At 63.8% G+C, this 12,766-nt stretch carries 12 protein-coding genes; 9 read left to right on the top strand and 3 right to left on the bottom strand.

Annotation, left to right across the window (positions count from 1 at the left end):
- Positions 1 to 93 precede the first annotated feature (93 nt).
- Entirely contained in the window at positions 94 to 1,428 is a 1,335-nt protein-coding gene (locus tag ABM562_RS16570; RefSeq protein ID WP_233674689.1) for an MFS transporter, read from the bottom strand.
- Between the two features lie 161 nt (positions 1,429 to 1,589).
- On the opposite strand from ABM562_RS16570, the gene ABM562_RS16565 reads away from it, so the two are divergent.
- Together ABM562_RS16565 and ABM562_RS16560 are read left to right on the top strand one after the other, a co-directional pair.
- Positions 1,590 to 2,690, top strand: coding sequence for a sugar diacid recognition domain-containing protein (locus ABM562_RS16565; RefSeq protein WP_115086704.1), 1,101 nt, complete (start codon positions 1,590 to 1,592; stop codon positions 2,688 to 2,690).
- Between the two features lie 110 nt (positions 2,691 to 2,800).
- Positions 2,801 to 3,964 carry a glycerate kinase gene (locus tag ABM562_RS16560; RefSeq protein WP_134064622.1) on the top strand — a complete coding sequence of 388 codons (1,164 nt, stop codon included), beginning with the start codon at positions 2,801 to 2,803 and terminating at the stop codon, positions 3,962 to 3,964.
- A 23-nt stretch (positions 3,965 to 3,987) separates the two neighbouring features.
- Here ABM562_RS16560 and ABM562_RS16555 read toward each other — a convergent pair whose 3' ends face one another.
- Entirely contained in the window at positions 3,988 to 4,947 is a 960-nt protein-coding gene (locus ABM562_RS16555; protein WP_460422645.1) for a site-specific integrase, read from the bottom strand.
- Positions 4,948 to 5,126: 179 nt separating this feature from the next.
- Between ABM562_RS16555 and ABM562_RS16550 the strand changes: the two genes are divergently transcribed.
- A complete protein-coding gene (locus ABM562_RS16550) occupies positions 5,127 to 6,098 on the top strand; it encodes a DNA-binding protein (RefSeq protein WP_460422644.1) in 972 nt (323 codons plus the stop codon).
- Between the two features lie 124 nt (positions 6,099 to 6,222).
- Entirely contained in the window at positions 6,223 to 6,807 is a 585-nt protein-coding gene (locus tag ABM562_RS16545) for a hypothetical protein (RefSeq protein WP_460422642.1), read from the top strand.
- Between the two features lie 12 nt (positions 6,808 to 6,819).
- Here ABM562_RS16545 and ABM562_RS16540 read toward each other — a convergent pair whose 3' ends face one another.
- On the bottom strand, positions 6,820 to 7,332 hold the full coding sequence (locus tag ABM562_RS16540) for a GNAT family N-acetyltransferase (RefSeq protein ID WP_460422640.1): 513 nt from the start codon (positions 7,330 to 7,332) through the stop codon (positions 6,820 to 6,822).
- Positions 7,333 to 7,605: 273 nt separating this feature from the next.
- Between ABM562_RS16540 and ABM562_RS16535 the strand changes: the two genes are divergently transcribed.
- From ABM562_RS16535 to ABM562_RS16515, 5 genes are read left to right on the top strand one after another with little or no spacing between them, the layout of a single operon-like run.
- Positions 7,606 to 8,922 carry a flavin-containing monooxygenase gene (locus ABM562_RS16535; protein ID WP_460422638.1) on the top strand — a complete coding sequence of 439 codons (1,317 nt, stop codon included), beginning with the start codon at positions 7,606 to 7,608 and terminating at the stop codon, positions 8,920 to 8,922.
- On the top strand, positions 8,922 to 9,332 hold the full coding sequence (locus ABM562_RS16530; protein ID WP_003201555.1) for a RidA family protein: 411 nt from the start codon (positions 8,922 to 8,924) through the stop codon (positions 9,330 to 9,332). Before ABM562_RS16535 ends, ABM562_RS16530 begins: the two co-directional genes overlap by 1 nt.
- Positions 9,333 to 9,342: 10 nt before the next feature.
- Positions 9,343 to 10,017, top strand: coding sequence for a DUF1028 domain-containing protein (locus ABM562_RS16525; protein WP_115086697.1), 675 nt, complete (start codon positions 9,343 to 9,345; stop codon positions 10,015 to 10,017).
- Positions 10,010 to 11,173 (top strand): acetylornithine deacetylase, encoded by a 1,164-nt coding sequence (gene argE / locus ABM562_RS16520; RefSeq protein ID WP_460422636.1) that lies wholly within the window; start codon positions 10,010 to 10,012, stop codon positions 11,171 to 11,173. The genes ABM562_RS16525 and argE overlap by 8 nt, the downstream gene beginning before the upstream one ends.
- A 16-nt stretch (positions 11,174 to 11,189) precedes the next feature.
- Positions 11,190 to 12,683, top strand: a complete 1,494-nt coding sequence (locus tag ABM562_RS16515; protein ID WP_428985027.1) for an aldehyde dehydrogenase — start codon at positions 11,190 to 11,192, stop codon at positions 12,681 to 12,683.
- Positions 12,684 to 12,766 lie beyond the last annotated feature (83 nt).

The following is a 12,766-nucleotide window of genomic DNA, read 5'->3' as shown; positions in this document are numbered from 1 at the left end:
AGCAACAACAATAATCCACAAAGGAAAAAGAACGAAAAAAAAACCACCACCCCCCAAGCAAAACACCCACCCCCCCCCCGCGATGGGGGTGCCTCAGTTCACCGGTTCAGCCACCGCACCGGCAGCCCGCACTCGCGAAACCCGCAACGCCACCAGGCTGCCAAACACAATCAAGCCCGCCAGCGAATACAACGCCGCATCGGTCGAGCCGGTCTGGTCCTTGATGAACCCGACCAGGTACGGGCTGAGAAAGCCCGCCATCTGCCCGACCGAGTTGATGATCGCCAGGCCCGCCACTGCGGTGCCGGCGCTCAGCAGCGCGGTGGGCATGGGCCAGAACATCGGCAGGCCGGTTAGGGCGCCCATGGTGGCGATGCTCAGGCCGATGATAGCGATCACCGGGCTGTGGGCGAAGTTGACCGCAATCAGCAGGCCCAGGGCACCCATCAGCATCGGCACCACCAAATGCCAGCGGCGCTCGTTGCGCAGGTCCGCCGAGCGCCCGACCAGTAGCATGAACACCCCGGCCAGCAGGTAGGGGATCGCGCTCAGCCAGCCGATCAGCAGGGCATCGTTGAAGCCCAGGTTCTTGATGATCGACGGCAGCCAGAAGTTGATCGCGTAAACCCCGCTCTGGATACAGAAGTAGACGAAACCGAAGGTCCAGATCAGCGGGTTGGCGAACACCGACAGTACGCTGTCGCTGGTGGTCGGCGGTTTGCTGGCGGCATCGGCCTTGAGGTCGGCCTCGATCATCTGCCGTTCAGCAGGGCTCAGCCACTTGGCTTTGGCGTAGCCGTCACTGAGCAGGAAAATTGCCAGAAAGCCGAGCAGTACGGTGGGCAGGCCCTGGATCAGGAACATCCACTGCCAGCCGGCCAGGCCATGCTGGCCGGCGGCGAAGTGATTGAGAATCCAGCCCGAGAACGGCCCGCCGAGCAAGCCGGACACCGGGATCGCCGACATGAACAGGGCCATGATCCGCCCGCGCCGGGTCGCCGGGAACCAGCGCGAAAGGTACAGCACGATGCCGGGGAAGAAGCCCGCTTCGGCGGCGCCGGTGAACAGGCGCAGCACGTAGAATTCCATGGGCGTGGTGACGAACAGCAGGCAGGTCGACAGCGTGCCCCAGGCGATCATCATCAGCGCGATCCAGCGCCGCGGGCCGAAGCGGTTGAGCGCCAGGTTGCTGGGCAGCCCGCAGAGCACATAGCCGATGAAGAAAATCCCGGCACCCAGGCCGTAGATGGTTTCGCTGAACTTGAGCGCATCGAGCATCTGCAACTTGGCGAAGCCGACGTTGACCCGGTCCAGGTAGTTGAACAGGTAGCAGATGAAGATGAATGGAATCAGCCGCAGGGTAATGCGCCGATACAGCGCATTGCGGGTGGCGTCTTGGCCTTGGTCAGGGGCAGGGCTGTATGACATGATTCTCTCTCTGTTGTTATGTTTATCGCCGCAGCCTGCATCGAGGCGGCTGCTGCTGCGAGTCTCGGTGAGCGGGCCGTGGCTGTCTTTGTGCTTTTGCACAGCATTTTGCCTGGCCTGCTGTGCCCCGGACCAATCATTGCGACAACAAGGATCCTCCCATGTTCGAACTGGACCATGACCTGGCACAAGACATCGTCGAGCGGGCGATGGCGATTTTGCCGTGCAACGTCAACGTCATGGACAGCCAGGGCCTGATCCTCGGCAGTGGCGAGCCGGAGCGCATCAACACCCGCCACGAAGGCGCGCAACTGGTATTGGCCAATGGTCGTATCGTCGAACTGGATGTGGAAGCAGCCAAGTGCCTGAAGGGCGTGCAGCCCGGGGTCAACCTGCCGCTGCTGCTCGACGGTCGGCTGATCGGTGTGCTCGGCCTGACCGGCGATCCCCAGCAGTTGCGCACCTATGGCGAGCTGGTGCGCATGACCGCCGAAATGCTCCTGGCCCAGCGTCACCTGCAGGTCGAGCAGCAATGGCGGCGCCAGCGCTGCGATGACTTGCTGGCGTTGCTGCTGGGTGGCTCCGGCGATTCACCGCGCCTGGTCGACGAGGCCCGGCAACTGGGGCTCAAGCCACAGCTGCCGCGCATTCCCTGCCTGTTCGAACTGGATGCCGGGCCCGCAGCCGAAGCGCTGGCCAGCTGGTTGATGAGTCGTTATCCGGACAGCTGGTGCGTCAGCCCGGCGCGGCAATCACTGCTCTGGTGCCGGCCCGCCACGGTGGTGCTCGATGAATCGAAGTTGCTGGATCGGCTGCAGCGTCACGGCTGGCAGGTCCAGCGCCTGGCCGCAGGGTCGGCGGCGCAAGGCCTGGAGCAGCTGCGCCGCGGTTATCGCCGGGTTCGCGACCTTCTGGCTTATGGGCGTGAAGTGCTGCCAGCCGAGCGCCTGCTGACCCTGAGCCGCTATCGGCTACCGGCCTTGCTGTGGCGCCACCGCAACGATGACGCCCTGGATGAGCTGCTCGAGCCGCTGCAGCGGATTCGCGCCAAGGACAACAGCGGCCAGTTACTGGCAACCCTGCGTGCCTGGTGCGCCCATGATGGCCAGAGCCAGGCCTGCGCCGATGCCCTGGGCATTCATCGCAACAGCCTGCGCTACCGCCTGGAGCGCATCGCCGAACTGAGCGAAGTCGACCCGCTGCGGCTGGAGGGGATGCTCAGCCTGTACCTGGGGTTGCAGTTGCTGCCGGCCGGTAGCTGACTCGACTTTGGCCAAGTGCCAAACAAAGGCCGCCGGTTTTTGTGCATTCGACTGACGAACAATCAAGGCCCAACTGTCAGCATGCAGGCATCTGGATCAGGAGAGTCCCCATGAAAATCGTCATCGCCCCCGACTCGTTCAAGGACAGCCTCAGCGCCGAAGGCGTCGCCGACGCCATTGCTGCAGGTTTTGCCCAGGTGTTGCCGCAGGCGCAACTGGTCAAGTGCCCGATGGCCGACGGTGGCGAGGGCACCATGGAGGCCATCGTTGCCGCCTGTGCTGGCGAACTGCGCAGCCAGCGCGTGCGCGGGCCACTGGGGGAGGCGGTCGAGGCCGGTTGGGGGTGGCTGGGCGACAGTCACACGGCGATTATCGAAATGGCCACTGCCAGTGGCCTGCAGCTGCTCACGCTGGGCCAGCGCGATGCCTGCCGCAGCAGCACCTACGGGACCGGGCAACTGATCAGCGCGGCGCTGGACGCCGGCGCCCGGCGGATCATTCTGGCCATTGGCGGCAGTGCGACCAATGATGCGGGCAGCGGTATGCTGCGTGCGCTTGGCCTGCAGTTGTTTGATGCTGAGAATCAGCCGCTGGCTGAAGGCGGGCTGGCGTTGTCCCGGCTAGCCCGCATCGATGCCAGCGCGCTGGACTCGCGCCTGGCAGAGGTGCAGCTGGAAGTCGCCGCCGATGTCGACAACCCCCTGTGTGGCAGCAATGGGGCGTCGGCCATCTTCGGTCCGCAAAAAGGCGCCAGCCCCGAGCAGGTACAAGCCCTCGACCAGGCCCTGGGTCACTTTGCCGATCACTGCGCGCAACTGTTGGGCACTGACGTGCGTGATTTTCCCGGATGTGGCGCGGCGGGCGGTATGGGGTTCGCCGCCAAAGCCTTCCTGCAGGCCGCCTTCCGTCCCGGGATTGAGGTCGTGGCCGAACTGGCCGGTCTCGAGGCGGCGGTGCAGGGCGCTGACCTGGTGATTACCGGCGAAGGCCGCTTCGATGCCCAGACCCTGCGCGGCAAGACGCCGTTTGGCGTGGCCCGGGTAGCGCGGCGTCACGCCGTACCCGTGGTGGTGATTGCCGGCACCCTGGGCGAGGGCTACGAGCAGCTGTATGCCCATGGCATCGATGCCGCGTTTGCCTTGACCAGCGGCCCGATGAGCCTGGAAGCGGCCTGTGCCAACGCACCAGCCTTGCTCCAGGCGCGTGCTCGCGACATTGCCCGCCTGTGGAATTGCGCCCGCCAGACCTGTGGGAGCGGGCTTGCCCCGCGATGAGGCCAGCACCTTCACTATTTGTGTCAAGCCTGATCCGTCAGTAGCCCAGCGCTGCTGCCACCTTCGAGCAGCGCCAGTTCGCCAAACGACACCGACGCATCGATATAGCGCAGTGCCGACTTGGCATCCTTCCAGCCGACATAATTCATCAGGGCCTTGAGCTCCCAGCCATTGCTGGTCGCCCAGGTAGCAAAACCGCGGCGCAGTGAGTGACCGGTATATAAAGCCGCCGGTACGCCCGCGCGCTCAAGGATGCGCCGCAACAGGCCGATCAGGCTGTTGCTGTTGAGCGCCTGTTCGCTCAGGTTGCCCCAGCGGTCGAGCTTGCGAAACACCGGCCCATGGGCAATGCCCGCCACCTCTAGCCATTGCAGGTAAGCCTGTACCGGGCACAGCACCTTCAGCGCCGGCGCCCGGTGACGCACGCCCAGCGCCTGGCGGTCGCCCTTGCTGCGGGGCAGGAAGATCGTCATGCCGACGCCTGCCTGCGCCTGGATATGCTCGACCTGCAGACGCGCCAGCTCATCGCCGCGGAACCCACGCCAGAAACCGATCAACAGCAAGGCCTTGTCACGACTGGCGCGCAGCAGCGCAGGCAGGTCGTGCCGGGCGTGGGCCTGGACAGCGTCATGCTCAATTGCCGCAACGGCTGTTTGCAGATGCTGTATCAGCAGCGGCGCTGCCTGCTTCGGTTCGCCAGGGTGGAGCGTGCGGATGCCCTTCAGCAGTTGGCGCACCATCGGCGCCTTGGTCGGGTCGGGAAAGCCCTGGCTGACATGCCATTGCCCGAGCGCTGCCAGGCGCTGCTTGAGGGTGCTGATCGAGTGGGTCTGGGCGTGGTCGGCGAGGTAGCGGGCGATGCTGTCTGCTGTCGCCGGCAAAAAGCCTCCCCAGCTCACTTCGAAGTGCTCAACGGCGGCCTGATAACTGCGCCGGGTGTTCTCCCGGGTGGCGGCCTGCAGATAGCGTTCGATGGGGTTCATGGCGGTGCTCCTGGCCAAACGTACCGACCTCGGCACTTCAGGCCGACATTTTAACCCTTAACATGCGATAAGCCGTGATTATTTCATCTTAGCAACAGGTTTATCGATCACAGAATCAATGAATGAGATAGTATGTAAATACATGGTACGTAACACAGTATGAAATAGTAGGAGCTCACATGGCCCGTGGCGGTATCAATAAAGCATTAGTGCACAAGGCGCGGCAGGCGCTGCTGGCCCGTGGCGAGCATCCAAGTATCGATGCGGTACGTATCGAACTGGGCAATACCGGCTCGAAAACCACCATTCACCGCTATCTGAAAGAACTGGAAAGCCTGCAGCCAGCCGCGCCTACCACCGCGCCAAACCTCAGCGAGGCTCTGGCGACGCTGGTCGAGCAACTGGCTGAGCAGCTGCAGCAGGAGGGCGAGGCGCGCATCGAGCAAGCCCGTAGCGCCTTCGAACACGAGCGCCAGACGCTGCTGGCCCAGGTACAGATCAGCCAGCAGGCATTGGCGGCGCTGCAACAGCAGCATGAGATCCAGGCCGCGGCACTGGCCAGCGAATCAGAAGCTTTGGCCACTACCCGCAGCACCCTGCAAAGCGAGCAGACACGTAACGCCACGCTCAACCAGGCCGTGGGCGAGCTGAACCTGCGCCTGGCGGACAAGGACGAGCAGATCCGCTCGCTGGAAGACAAGCATCAGCATGCCCGCGACGCCCTGGAGCATTACCGCAACGCCAGTCGCGAACAGCGCGATCAGGATCAGCGTCGCCATGAGGCGCAGGTGCAGCTGCTGCAAGTGGAAGTGCGCCAGTTGCAGCAGACCCTGATCGTCAAACAGGACGAGCTGACCCGGCTCAACCGCGACAACGAAGGCTTGCTGGTACAGATCCGCGCGCTCAAGGATGCCCAGCGCGGCTTCAAGACCCAGGGCGAACGTCAGCAGGCGCAAATCCACGGATTGGAGGTGAAGCTTGCGCAGCTCAGCGGATCACGTGACGAACTGGAGAAACAGAACAAAGACCTGGCCTTGAGCCTGGCCGAGCGGGTCTCGGAGCTGCGCCGCCAGTTGCAGCTGATCGGCAAGCAGGAAGCGCAGCTGCGCCAGTTAGAGAAAAAAACTGAGCAACATCGGGACGCTGGATGAGTTTCACCCGCCAGGCAGGTGCGCGGTGGGGACTTTTCCTCATTCTCAGCGATTGGAACCTGAGATTAGCTTGATGGGGCGCGCTTTGCGCTTAGATCAAACTGAAGAACAGAGGAAATTGCCAATGCCGACGTATGATTACCAACCCGAGCGCTCATTTGTTGCCTATGTCCGTTCCACTACAGAGGGGCACGCGGGCACATTGGACACTTGGGAGTATCAGGAGGATTACCGCAATATAAATCCCGAAAAGCGCCTCAAGCAAAGTGACGGTTGGCTGACCTTCAATCTGCCACGGGACGCTGCGGCCCCCATGGGCTTTCTCTTTGCGTGCTTTTTTAACCCTGAAGAACAAAAACTTCTCTACCAGATCTGCGTTGACAATCCTGCAAGCGCCTTCCACGGCTGGTCAGTGGATATCAGTACCAATGACTATATGGGGCTTTACCGCACGCCATTAGCCTATGGCAAAGGGCAATTCTGGAGCTTGCTCAGCAATGGCAAAGAGGTCGAGGCTCAACGCGGAGTACTATCGCCCGTCAGCCTTGTGCCGGAAGGAAAAAAAGCCATTAGGGTAGACAAACAACAAAAAGGCCCTGCGGTTCACAACACGCATAATCTTTATGCCAGCGTTGGCCGAGGGCAAACAGTCGACCTGGTGCTGGATATCATCGCTGTCAATGTTCCCGATATCCCGATGCCACGCTAGTCTGGCTCGGTATTAGCGAAGGGCAAGCGACATGGCGCAGCGCGCACTCGAATGCTGAGCGACTTCCACTTCCAGTAGCTGCGCAAGCGCGCCGTCCAGGTCGCCATCAGCGAGGCGCGTAAAGCCTAAGCGTGCATAAAAGGGGGCGTTCCAAGGGACGTCGGTAAAGGTCGTGAGCGTCAGTGCAACAAAGCCTTGAGTGCCGGCCCAGTCGCGCACAGCAGCGATCAGTCGCCGACCGTAGCCCAACCCTTGATAAGCCTGAGCCACTGACAATTCAACGATGTGCAGGTTGTGCCCCATGGCTTTCGTACAAATGAATCCTTGGGGCTCATCCTGTTGATCGACCACCACCCACTCCTGGTTTGAGGTGATGAATGCCATGTGCTCGGCGCTACTGAGCAGCGGTCCTTCGGCAATCCATTCCAGTCCTGGATGACAGGCAAAGGCCTGCGCTGCCGAACGTTCGACTGCGGGTAGTAAAGGTGCGTCTTCAGCGCGGGAAAGGCGGATGTTCAGGGACATGACGGCAACTGTGCAGGGTAAAGCTGCAGTGTCGTCAATCGTCGGCCGATCCGCAACCGCGCTTGATCGCTGGCAAGCCAGCTCCCACAGGAGTTGTGGTGTGCAACATCTCTGTGGGAGCTGGCTTGCCAGCGATGGGCTGCAAAGCCGCCCCAGTTTTTTACTCTCTAACAACCATAAAAATCATAATTTCGCGTTTTCCCGCGCGCTCCCAGAATGCGACCTACACCCTCCCACGGCCACCCGCGTGGGACAACTCAGTAGGGCGCAGACATGACAACCAATAAAACCAAAATCGATACGCTTGTAGTTGGCGCCGGGCAAGCCGGTGTGGCCATGAGTGAACACCTGAGCCGCCTGGGCGTGCCGCACCTGGTGCTGGAGCGCAAGCGCATTGCCGAAGCCTGGCGCACTGGCCGCTGGGATTCGCTGGTGGCCAACGGCCCGGCCTGGCACGACCGCTTCCCGGGCCTGGAATTCGAAGGCCTGGACCCGGACGCCTTCGCCGGCAAGGACCAGGTTGCCGATTACTTCGAAGCCTACGCCCGCACGTTCAATGCGCCGATCCGCACCGGCGTCGATGTCACCCAGGTGGTGCGCAACAGCGATCGCCCGGGTTTCACTGTGCAAACCAGCGACGGGGTGATCGAAGCGCAGCAGGTGGTGGTCGCCACCGGCCCGTTCCAGCGCCCGGTGATCCCGCCGATTGCCGTGCAAGTGTCGAGCGTGCAACAGATGCACTCGGCCGCTTACCGCAACCCGCAGCAGCTGCCTGAAGGCGCGGTGCTGGTGGTGGGTGCCGGTTCCTCGGGCGTGCAGATCGCCGATGAACTGCAGCGCGCCGGCAAGCAGGTGTACCTCTCGGTCGGTGCCCACGACCGGCCGCCGCGGGCTTATCGCAACCGTGATTTCTGCTGGTGGCTGGGCGTGCTCGGCGAGTGGGATGCCGAGACCATGCAGCCGGGCAAGGAGCATGTGACCATCGCCGTCAGCGGCGCCCGTGGCGGCCACACCGTCGATTTTCGCAAGCTGGCCCAGCAGGGCATGACCCTGGTCGGCCTGACCAAGGGCTTCGACAACGGGGTGGTCAGCTTCGAGGCCAACCTGGCCGAGAACATCGCCCGCGGTGACGAAAACTACCTGGCGTTGCTCGATGCGGCCGACGCTTACATCGCCCGCAATGGCCTGAACCTGCCGGAAGAACCGCAGGCGCGGGAGATTCTTCCCGACCCGCAGTGCCTGACCCAGCCGCTGCTGGAACTCGACCTGGCCAAGGCCGGCGTCAGCACCATCATCTGGGCCACCGGCTATTCGGTGGACTACAGCTGGCTGCAGGTCGACGCCTTCAAGGACAACGGCAAACCCAAGCACCAGCGCGGCGTGTCCAGCGAGCCGGGGGTCTATTTCGTCGGCCTGCCTTGGCTGTCGCGACGCGGCTCGGCCTTTATCTGGGGGGTGTGGCACGACGCCAAGCACATCGCCGACCACATCGTAAAACAGCGCACCTACCTCAATTATCGCGACGCTTCGCAGCGCCAAGCCGAGCACCAAGCGTCCAGCCAACCTGTCAGCCTCATGGGAGCCCGTTGATGCCTACTCATACCCGTATTCGCATGTTCAACACTAAAGACACCTACCCCAACCAGACCCTGGACAACGACCTGTGCCAGGCCGTGCGTGCCGGCAACACCGTGTATGTACGGGGTCAGGTGGGCACCGATTTCAACGGCCAACTGGTCGGCCTCGGCGACCCACGGGCCCAGGCCGAGCAGGCCATGCGCAACGTCAAGCAACTGCTGGAGGAAGCTGGCAGCGACCTCAGTCATATCGTCAAGACCACCACCTACCTGATCGACCCGCGCTACCGCGAGCCGGTGTACCAGGAGGTCGGCAAATGGCTCAAGGGCGTGTTCCCGATCTCTACGGGATTGGTGGTCAGCGCTCTCGGCCAGCCGCAGTGGTTGATGGAAATCGACGTGATTGCGGTCATCCCCGAATAAGGAGCGTGCCATGACCTTCTCCATCGTTGGGCGCTGCGCCGAAACCGGCCAGCTGGGCATAGCCATCAGCTCATCCAGCATCGCCGTCGGCGCCCGCTGCCCGTGGCTGCGCACCGGCGTGGGTGCGGTGTCGAGCCAGAACATCACTTTGCCGGCCCTCGGCCCGCAAATACTCGACGGCCTCGACGAAGGCCTGGCGCCACACCAGGCCCTGGACCGCGCTTTGACGCGCAACGGCTACAGCCAGTACCGCCAGGTGGCGGTGGTCGATGCCCAGGGCCGCACGGCGCTGTTCAGCGGCAACCATGCGCTGGGCATCAATAACGCCGTGGCCGGTGAGCAATGCGTGGCCGCGGGCAACCTGCTGGCCAACAGCGCGGTGATCGAGCGCATGGTCGAGGCCTTCGAAAACAGCGAGGGCTGCCTGGCCGCCCGCTTGCTGAGCGCGCTGCAGGCCGGCCAGGACGCCGGCGGCGAAGCCGGGGCGGTGCATTCGGCGGCGCTGTCGGTGGTCGGCGAGCTGGTCTGGCCGATCGTTGACCTGCGCGTGGACTGGGCCGAGGAAAACCCCATTGGCGAGCTGAACAAACTCTGGGCCGCTTATCAGCCGCAGTTGCAGGACTACCTGACCCGCGCCCTCAACCCGACCCTGGCGCCGAGCTACGGAGTGCCGGGCGATGAGTGAGCTGCGCAGCCGTGCATTGCTGGCCAGGCTGATTGGCTTTGCCACGGTCAGCCGCGATTCGAACCTGGCCCTGATCGAGTTCGTCCGCGACTACCTGCACGGCCTGGGCGTGAGCTGCGAGCTGATCTACAACACGGAGCGGACCAAGGCCAACCTGCTGGCCAGCATTGGCCCGGCAGTGGCGGGCGGTGTGGTGTTGTCGGGGCATACCGACGTGGTGCCGGTCGACGGTCAGCCGTGGACGCTCGAGCCGTTCAGCCTCACCGAGCGCGACGGCAAGCTGTACGGCCGTGGCGCCGCCGACATGAAAGGCTACCTGGCCTCGGTGCTGGCGGCGGTGCCGGTGTTTCTCGCCAGCCCCCTGCGCCGGCCGGTGCACCTGGCGTTCTCCTATGACGAGGAGGTCGGTTGCCTGGGCGTGCGCAGCTTGCTGGACGTGCTGCCCCAGCGCATCCCGCAACCGGCGCTGTGCCTGATCGGCGAACCCACCGAACTCAAACCGGTGCTCGGCCACAAGGGCAAGCTGGCCATGCGTTGCCATGTGCACGGTGCGCCGTGCCATTCGGCCTATGCGCCTTATGGCGTCAACGCCATCGAGCAGGCGGCGCGGCTGATCGGGCGCCTGGGCGAGATCGGCCAGCGCCTGGCGGCGCCGGAGCATCACGATGCGCGCTTTGATCCGGCGTTCTCGACCGTGCAGGTCGGGGTGATCCACGGCGGCACGGCGCTGAACATCGTCCCGGCCGATTGCCGCTTCGACTTTGAAGTGCGTGCCTTGCCGGCCTTCGCGCCGCAGGCGGTGGTGGACGAGCTGCAAGCCTACGCAGAGCAAACGCTGCTGCCGGCCATGCAAGCGGTCAAGGCCGACACGGCGATTCGCTTCGAAGCGATTTCGGCCTATCCGGGCCTGGCCACCGCGCCTGAAAGCGCGGCGGCGCGACTGGTGGCGCAGCTGTGCGGCAGCGACGCCTTCAGCACCGTGGCCTTTGGTACCGAAGGCGGCTTGTTCGACCAGGCCGGGATCCCGGCCGTGGTGTGCGGGCCGGGCAGCATGGACCAGGGCCACAAGCCGGATGAATTTGTCAGCGTCGAGCAGATGGCGGCCTGTGACCGCTTGATGGACCGCCTGGCCGAATACCTCTCCAACAACGGATAACAACAAGGAGTCTGCGGTGAAGCATTTCAACGAGTGGACAACCCTGGCGCAACAGCAGCGCCTGATCGACAGCGCGTTTATCGAAGGCGAGGCCTGTCAGGCCGCAAGCGGGGCGCGATTCGATGTCATCAACCCGGCCACCGGCAAGCTGCTGGCCCAGGTTGCCGCCTGCGGCCAGATCGAGGTCGACCAGGCCGTGCGCAGTGCTCGCCAGGCGTTCGAGCAAGGCTCCTGGGCGAAGCGGGCACCGGCCGAGCGCAAGGCCGTGCTGCTGCGCCTGGCGCAACTGATGCTGGAGCACCGCGACGAGCTGGCCTTGCTCGACTCGCTGAGCATGGGCAAGCCGGTGATGGATGCCTGGAACATCGACGTGCCGGGCGCCGCCCATGTGTTTGCCTGGTACGGCGAAAGCCTCGACAAGCTCTACGACCAGGTGGCGCCGACTGCCGGCAATGCCCTGGCGACCATCACCCGGGTGCCGCTGGGGGTGATCGGTGCGGTGGTGCCGTGGAATTTCCCGCTGGACATGGCCGCCTGGAAGCTCGCCCCGGCATTGGCTGCGGGCAATAGCGTGGTGCTCAAGCCCGCCGAGCAATCGCCGTTCTCGGCGCTGCGCCTGGCCGAGCTGGCGATTGAAGCGGGCATTCCCAAGGGCGTGCTCAACGTCGTGCCGGGTCTGGGTGAAGAGGCCGGTCGCGCCCTGGGCCTGCACATGGACGTCGATGCCCTGGTGTTTACCGGCTCCACCGAGGTCGGCAAGTACTTCATGCAGTACGCCGCGCAGTCGAACCTCAAGCAGGTGTGGCTGGAATGCGGCGGCAAGAGCCCGAACCTGGTGTTCGCCGATTGCCAGGACCTGGACCTGGCGGCCGAGAAAGCCGCGTTCGGCATCTTCTTCAACCAGGGCGAAGTCTGCTCGGCCAACTCGCGCCTGCTGGTGCAGCGCTCGATTGCCGATGAGTTCATTCAGCGCCTGATCGACAAGGCGCGCCAATGGCTACCGGGCAATCCGCTGAACCCGGCGAGCCGGGCCGGGGCCATTGTCGACTCTCGCCAGGCGCAGCGGATCATGCACTACATCGCGCAGGCCCAGGCCGAGGGCGCCCAATTGGTCTGTGGCGGACGGCAACTGAGCTTCGACGGCTCGAGCAACTTCATCGAGCCGACGATTTTTACTGGTGTCACAGCCGACATGACCCTGGCCCGCGAAGAGGTATTCGGCCCGGTGCTGGCGGTCAGCGTGTTCGATGACGAAGACCAGGCGGTGGCCATGGCCAATGACCATATCTATGGCTTGGCGGCTTCGCTGTGGAGCGACGACCTCAACCGCGCCCACCGCGTCGCCCGGCGGCTGAATGCCGGCACGGTGTCGGTGAATACCGTTGATGCCCTGGATGTGACCGTGCCCTTCGGCGGCGGCAAGCAGTCGGGCTTTGGGCGGGATCTGTCGCTGCATTCGTTCGACAAGTACACGCAGTTGAAGACGACCTGGATTCAGCTGCGTGGTTGAGGCCTGTGGGAGCGGGCTTGACCCGCGATGAGGCCAGCACAGGCAACAACTCTGTTCTTCCAATAACAACAACTCGGAGCAAC

Source organism: Pseudomonas sp. ZL2 (assembly GCF_054788455.1).
Note: the sequence above shows the minus strand (reverse complement) of the source record. Positions and strands in the feature narration are given on the sequence as shown.

What these genes read in the sequence shown, in the direction of transcription:
- ABM562_RS16530 (WP_003201555.1), top strand. Translation starts at nt 8,922, where the DNA reads ATGCCTACTCATACCCGTATTCGCATGTTCAACACTAAAGACACCTAC.
- ABM562_RS16570 (WP_233674689.1), bottom strand. Translation starts at nt 1,428, where the DNA reads ATGTCATACAGCCCTGCCCCTGACCAAGGCCAAGACGCCACCCGCAAT.
- ABM562_RS16555 (WP_460422645.1), bottom strand. Translation starts at nt 4,947, where the DNA reads ATGAACCCCATCGAACGCTATCTGCAGGCCGCCACCCGGGAGAACACC.
- ABM562_RS16540 (WP_460422640.1), bottom strand. Translation starts at nt 7,332, where the DNA reads ATGTCCCTGAACATCCGCCTTTCCCGCGCTGAAGACGCACCTTTACTA.
- ABM562_RS16525 (WP_115086697.1), top strand. Translation starts at nt 9,343, where the DNA reads ATGACCTTCTCCATCGTTGGGCGCTGCGCCGAAACCGGCCAGCTGGGC.
- ABM562_RS16545 (WP_460422642.1), top strand. Translation starts at nt 6,223, where the DNA reads ATGCCGACGTATGATTACCAACCCGAGCGCTCATTTGTTGCCTATGTC.
- ABM562_RS16565 (WP_115086704.1), top strand. Translation starts at nt 1,590, where the DNA reads ATGTTCGAACTGGACCATGACCTGGCACAAGACATCGTCGAGCGGGCG.
- ABM562_RS16535 (WP_460422638.1), top strand. Translation starts at nt 7,606, where the DNA reads ATGACAACCAATAAAACCAAAATCGATACGCTTGTAGTTGGCGCCGGG.
- ABM562_RS16560 (WP_134064622.1), top strand. Translation starts at nt 2,801, where the DNA reads ATGAAAATCGTCATCGCCCCCGACTCGTTCAAGGACAGCCTCAGCGCC.
- argE (WP_460422636.1), top strand. Translation starts at nt 10,010, where the DNA reads ATGAGTGAGCTGCGCAGCCGTGCATTGCTGGCCAGGCTGATTGGCTTT.
- ABM562_RS16550 (WP_460422644.1), top strand. Translation starts at nt 5,127, where the DNA reads ATGGCCCGTGGCGGTATCAATAAAGCATTAGTGCACAAGGCGCGGCAG.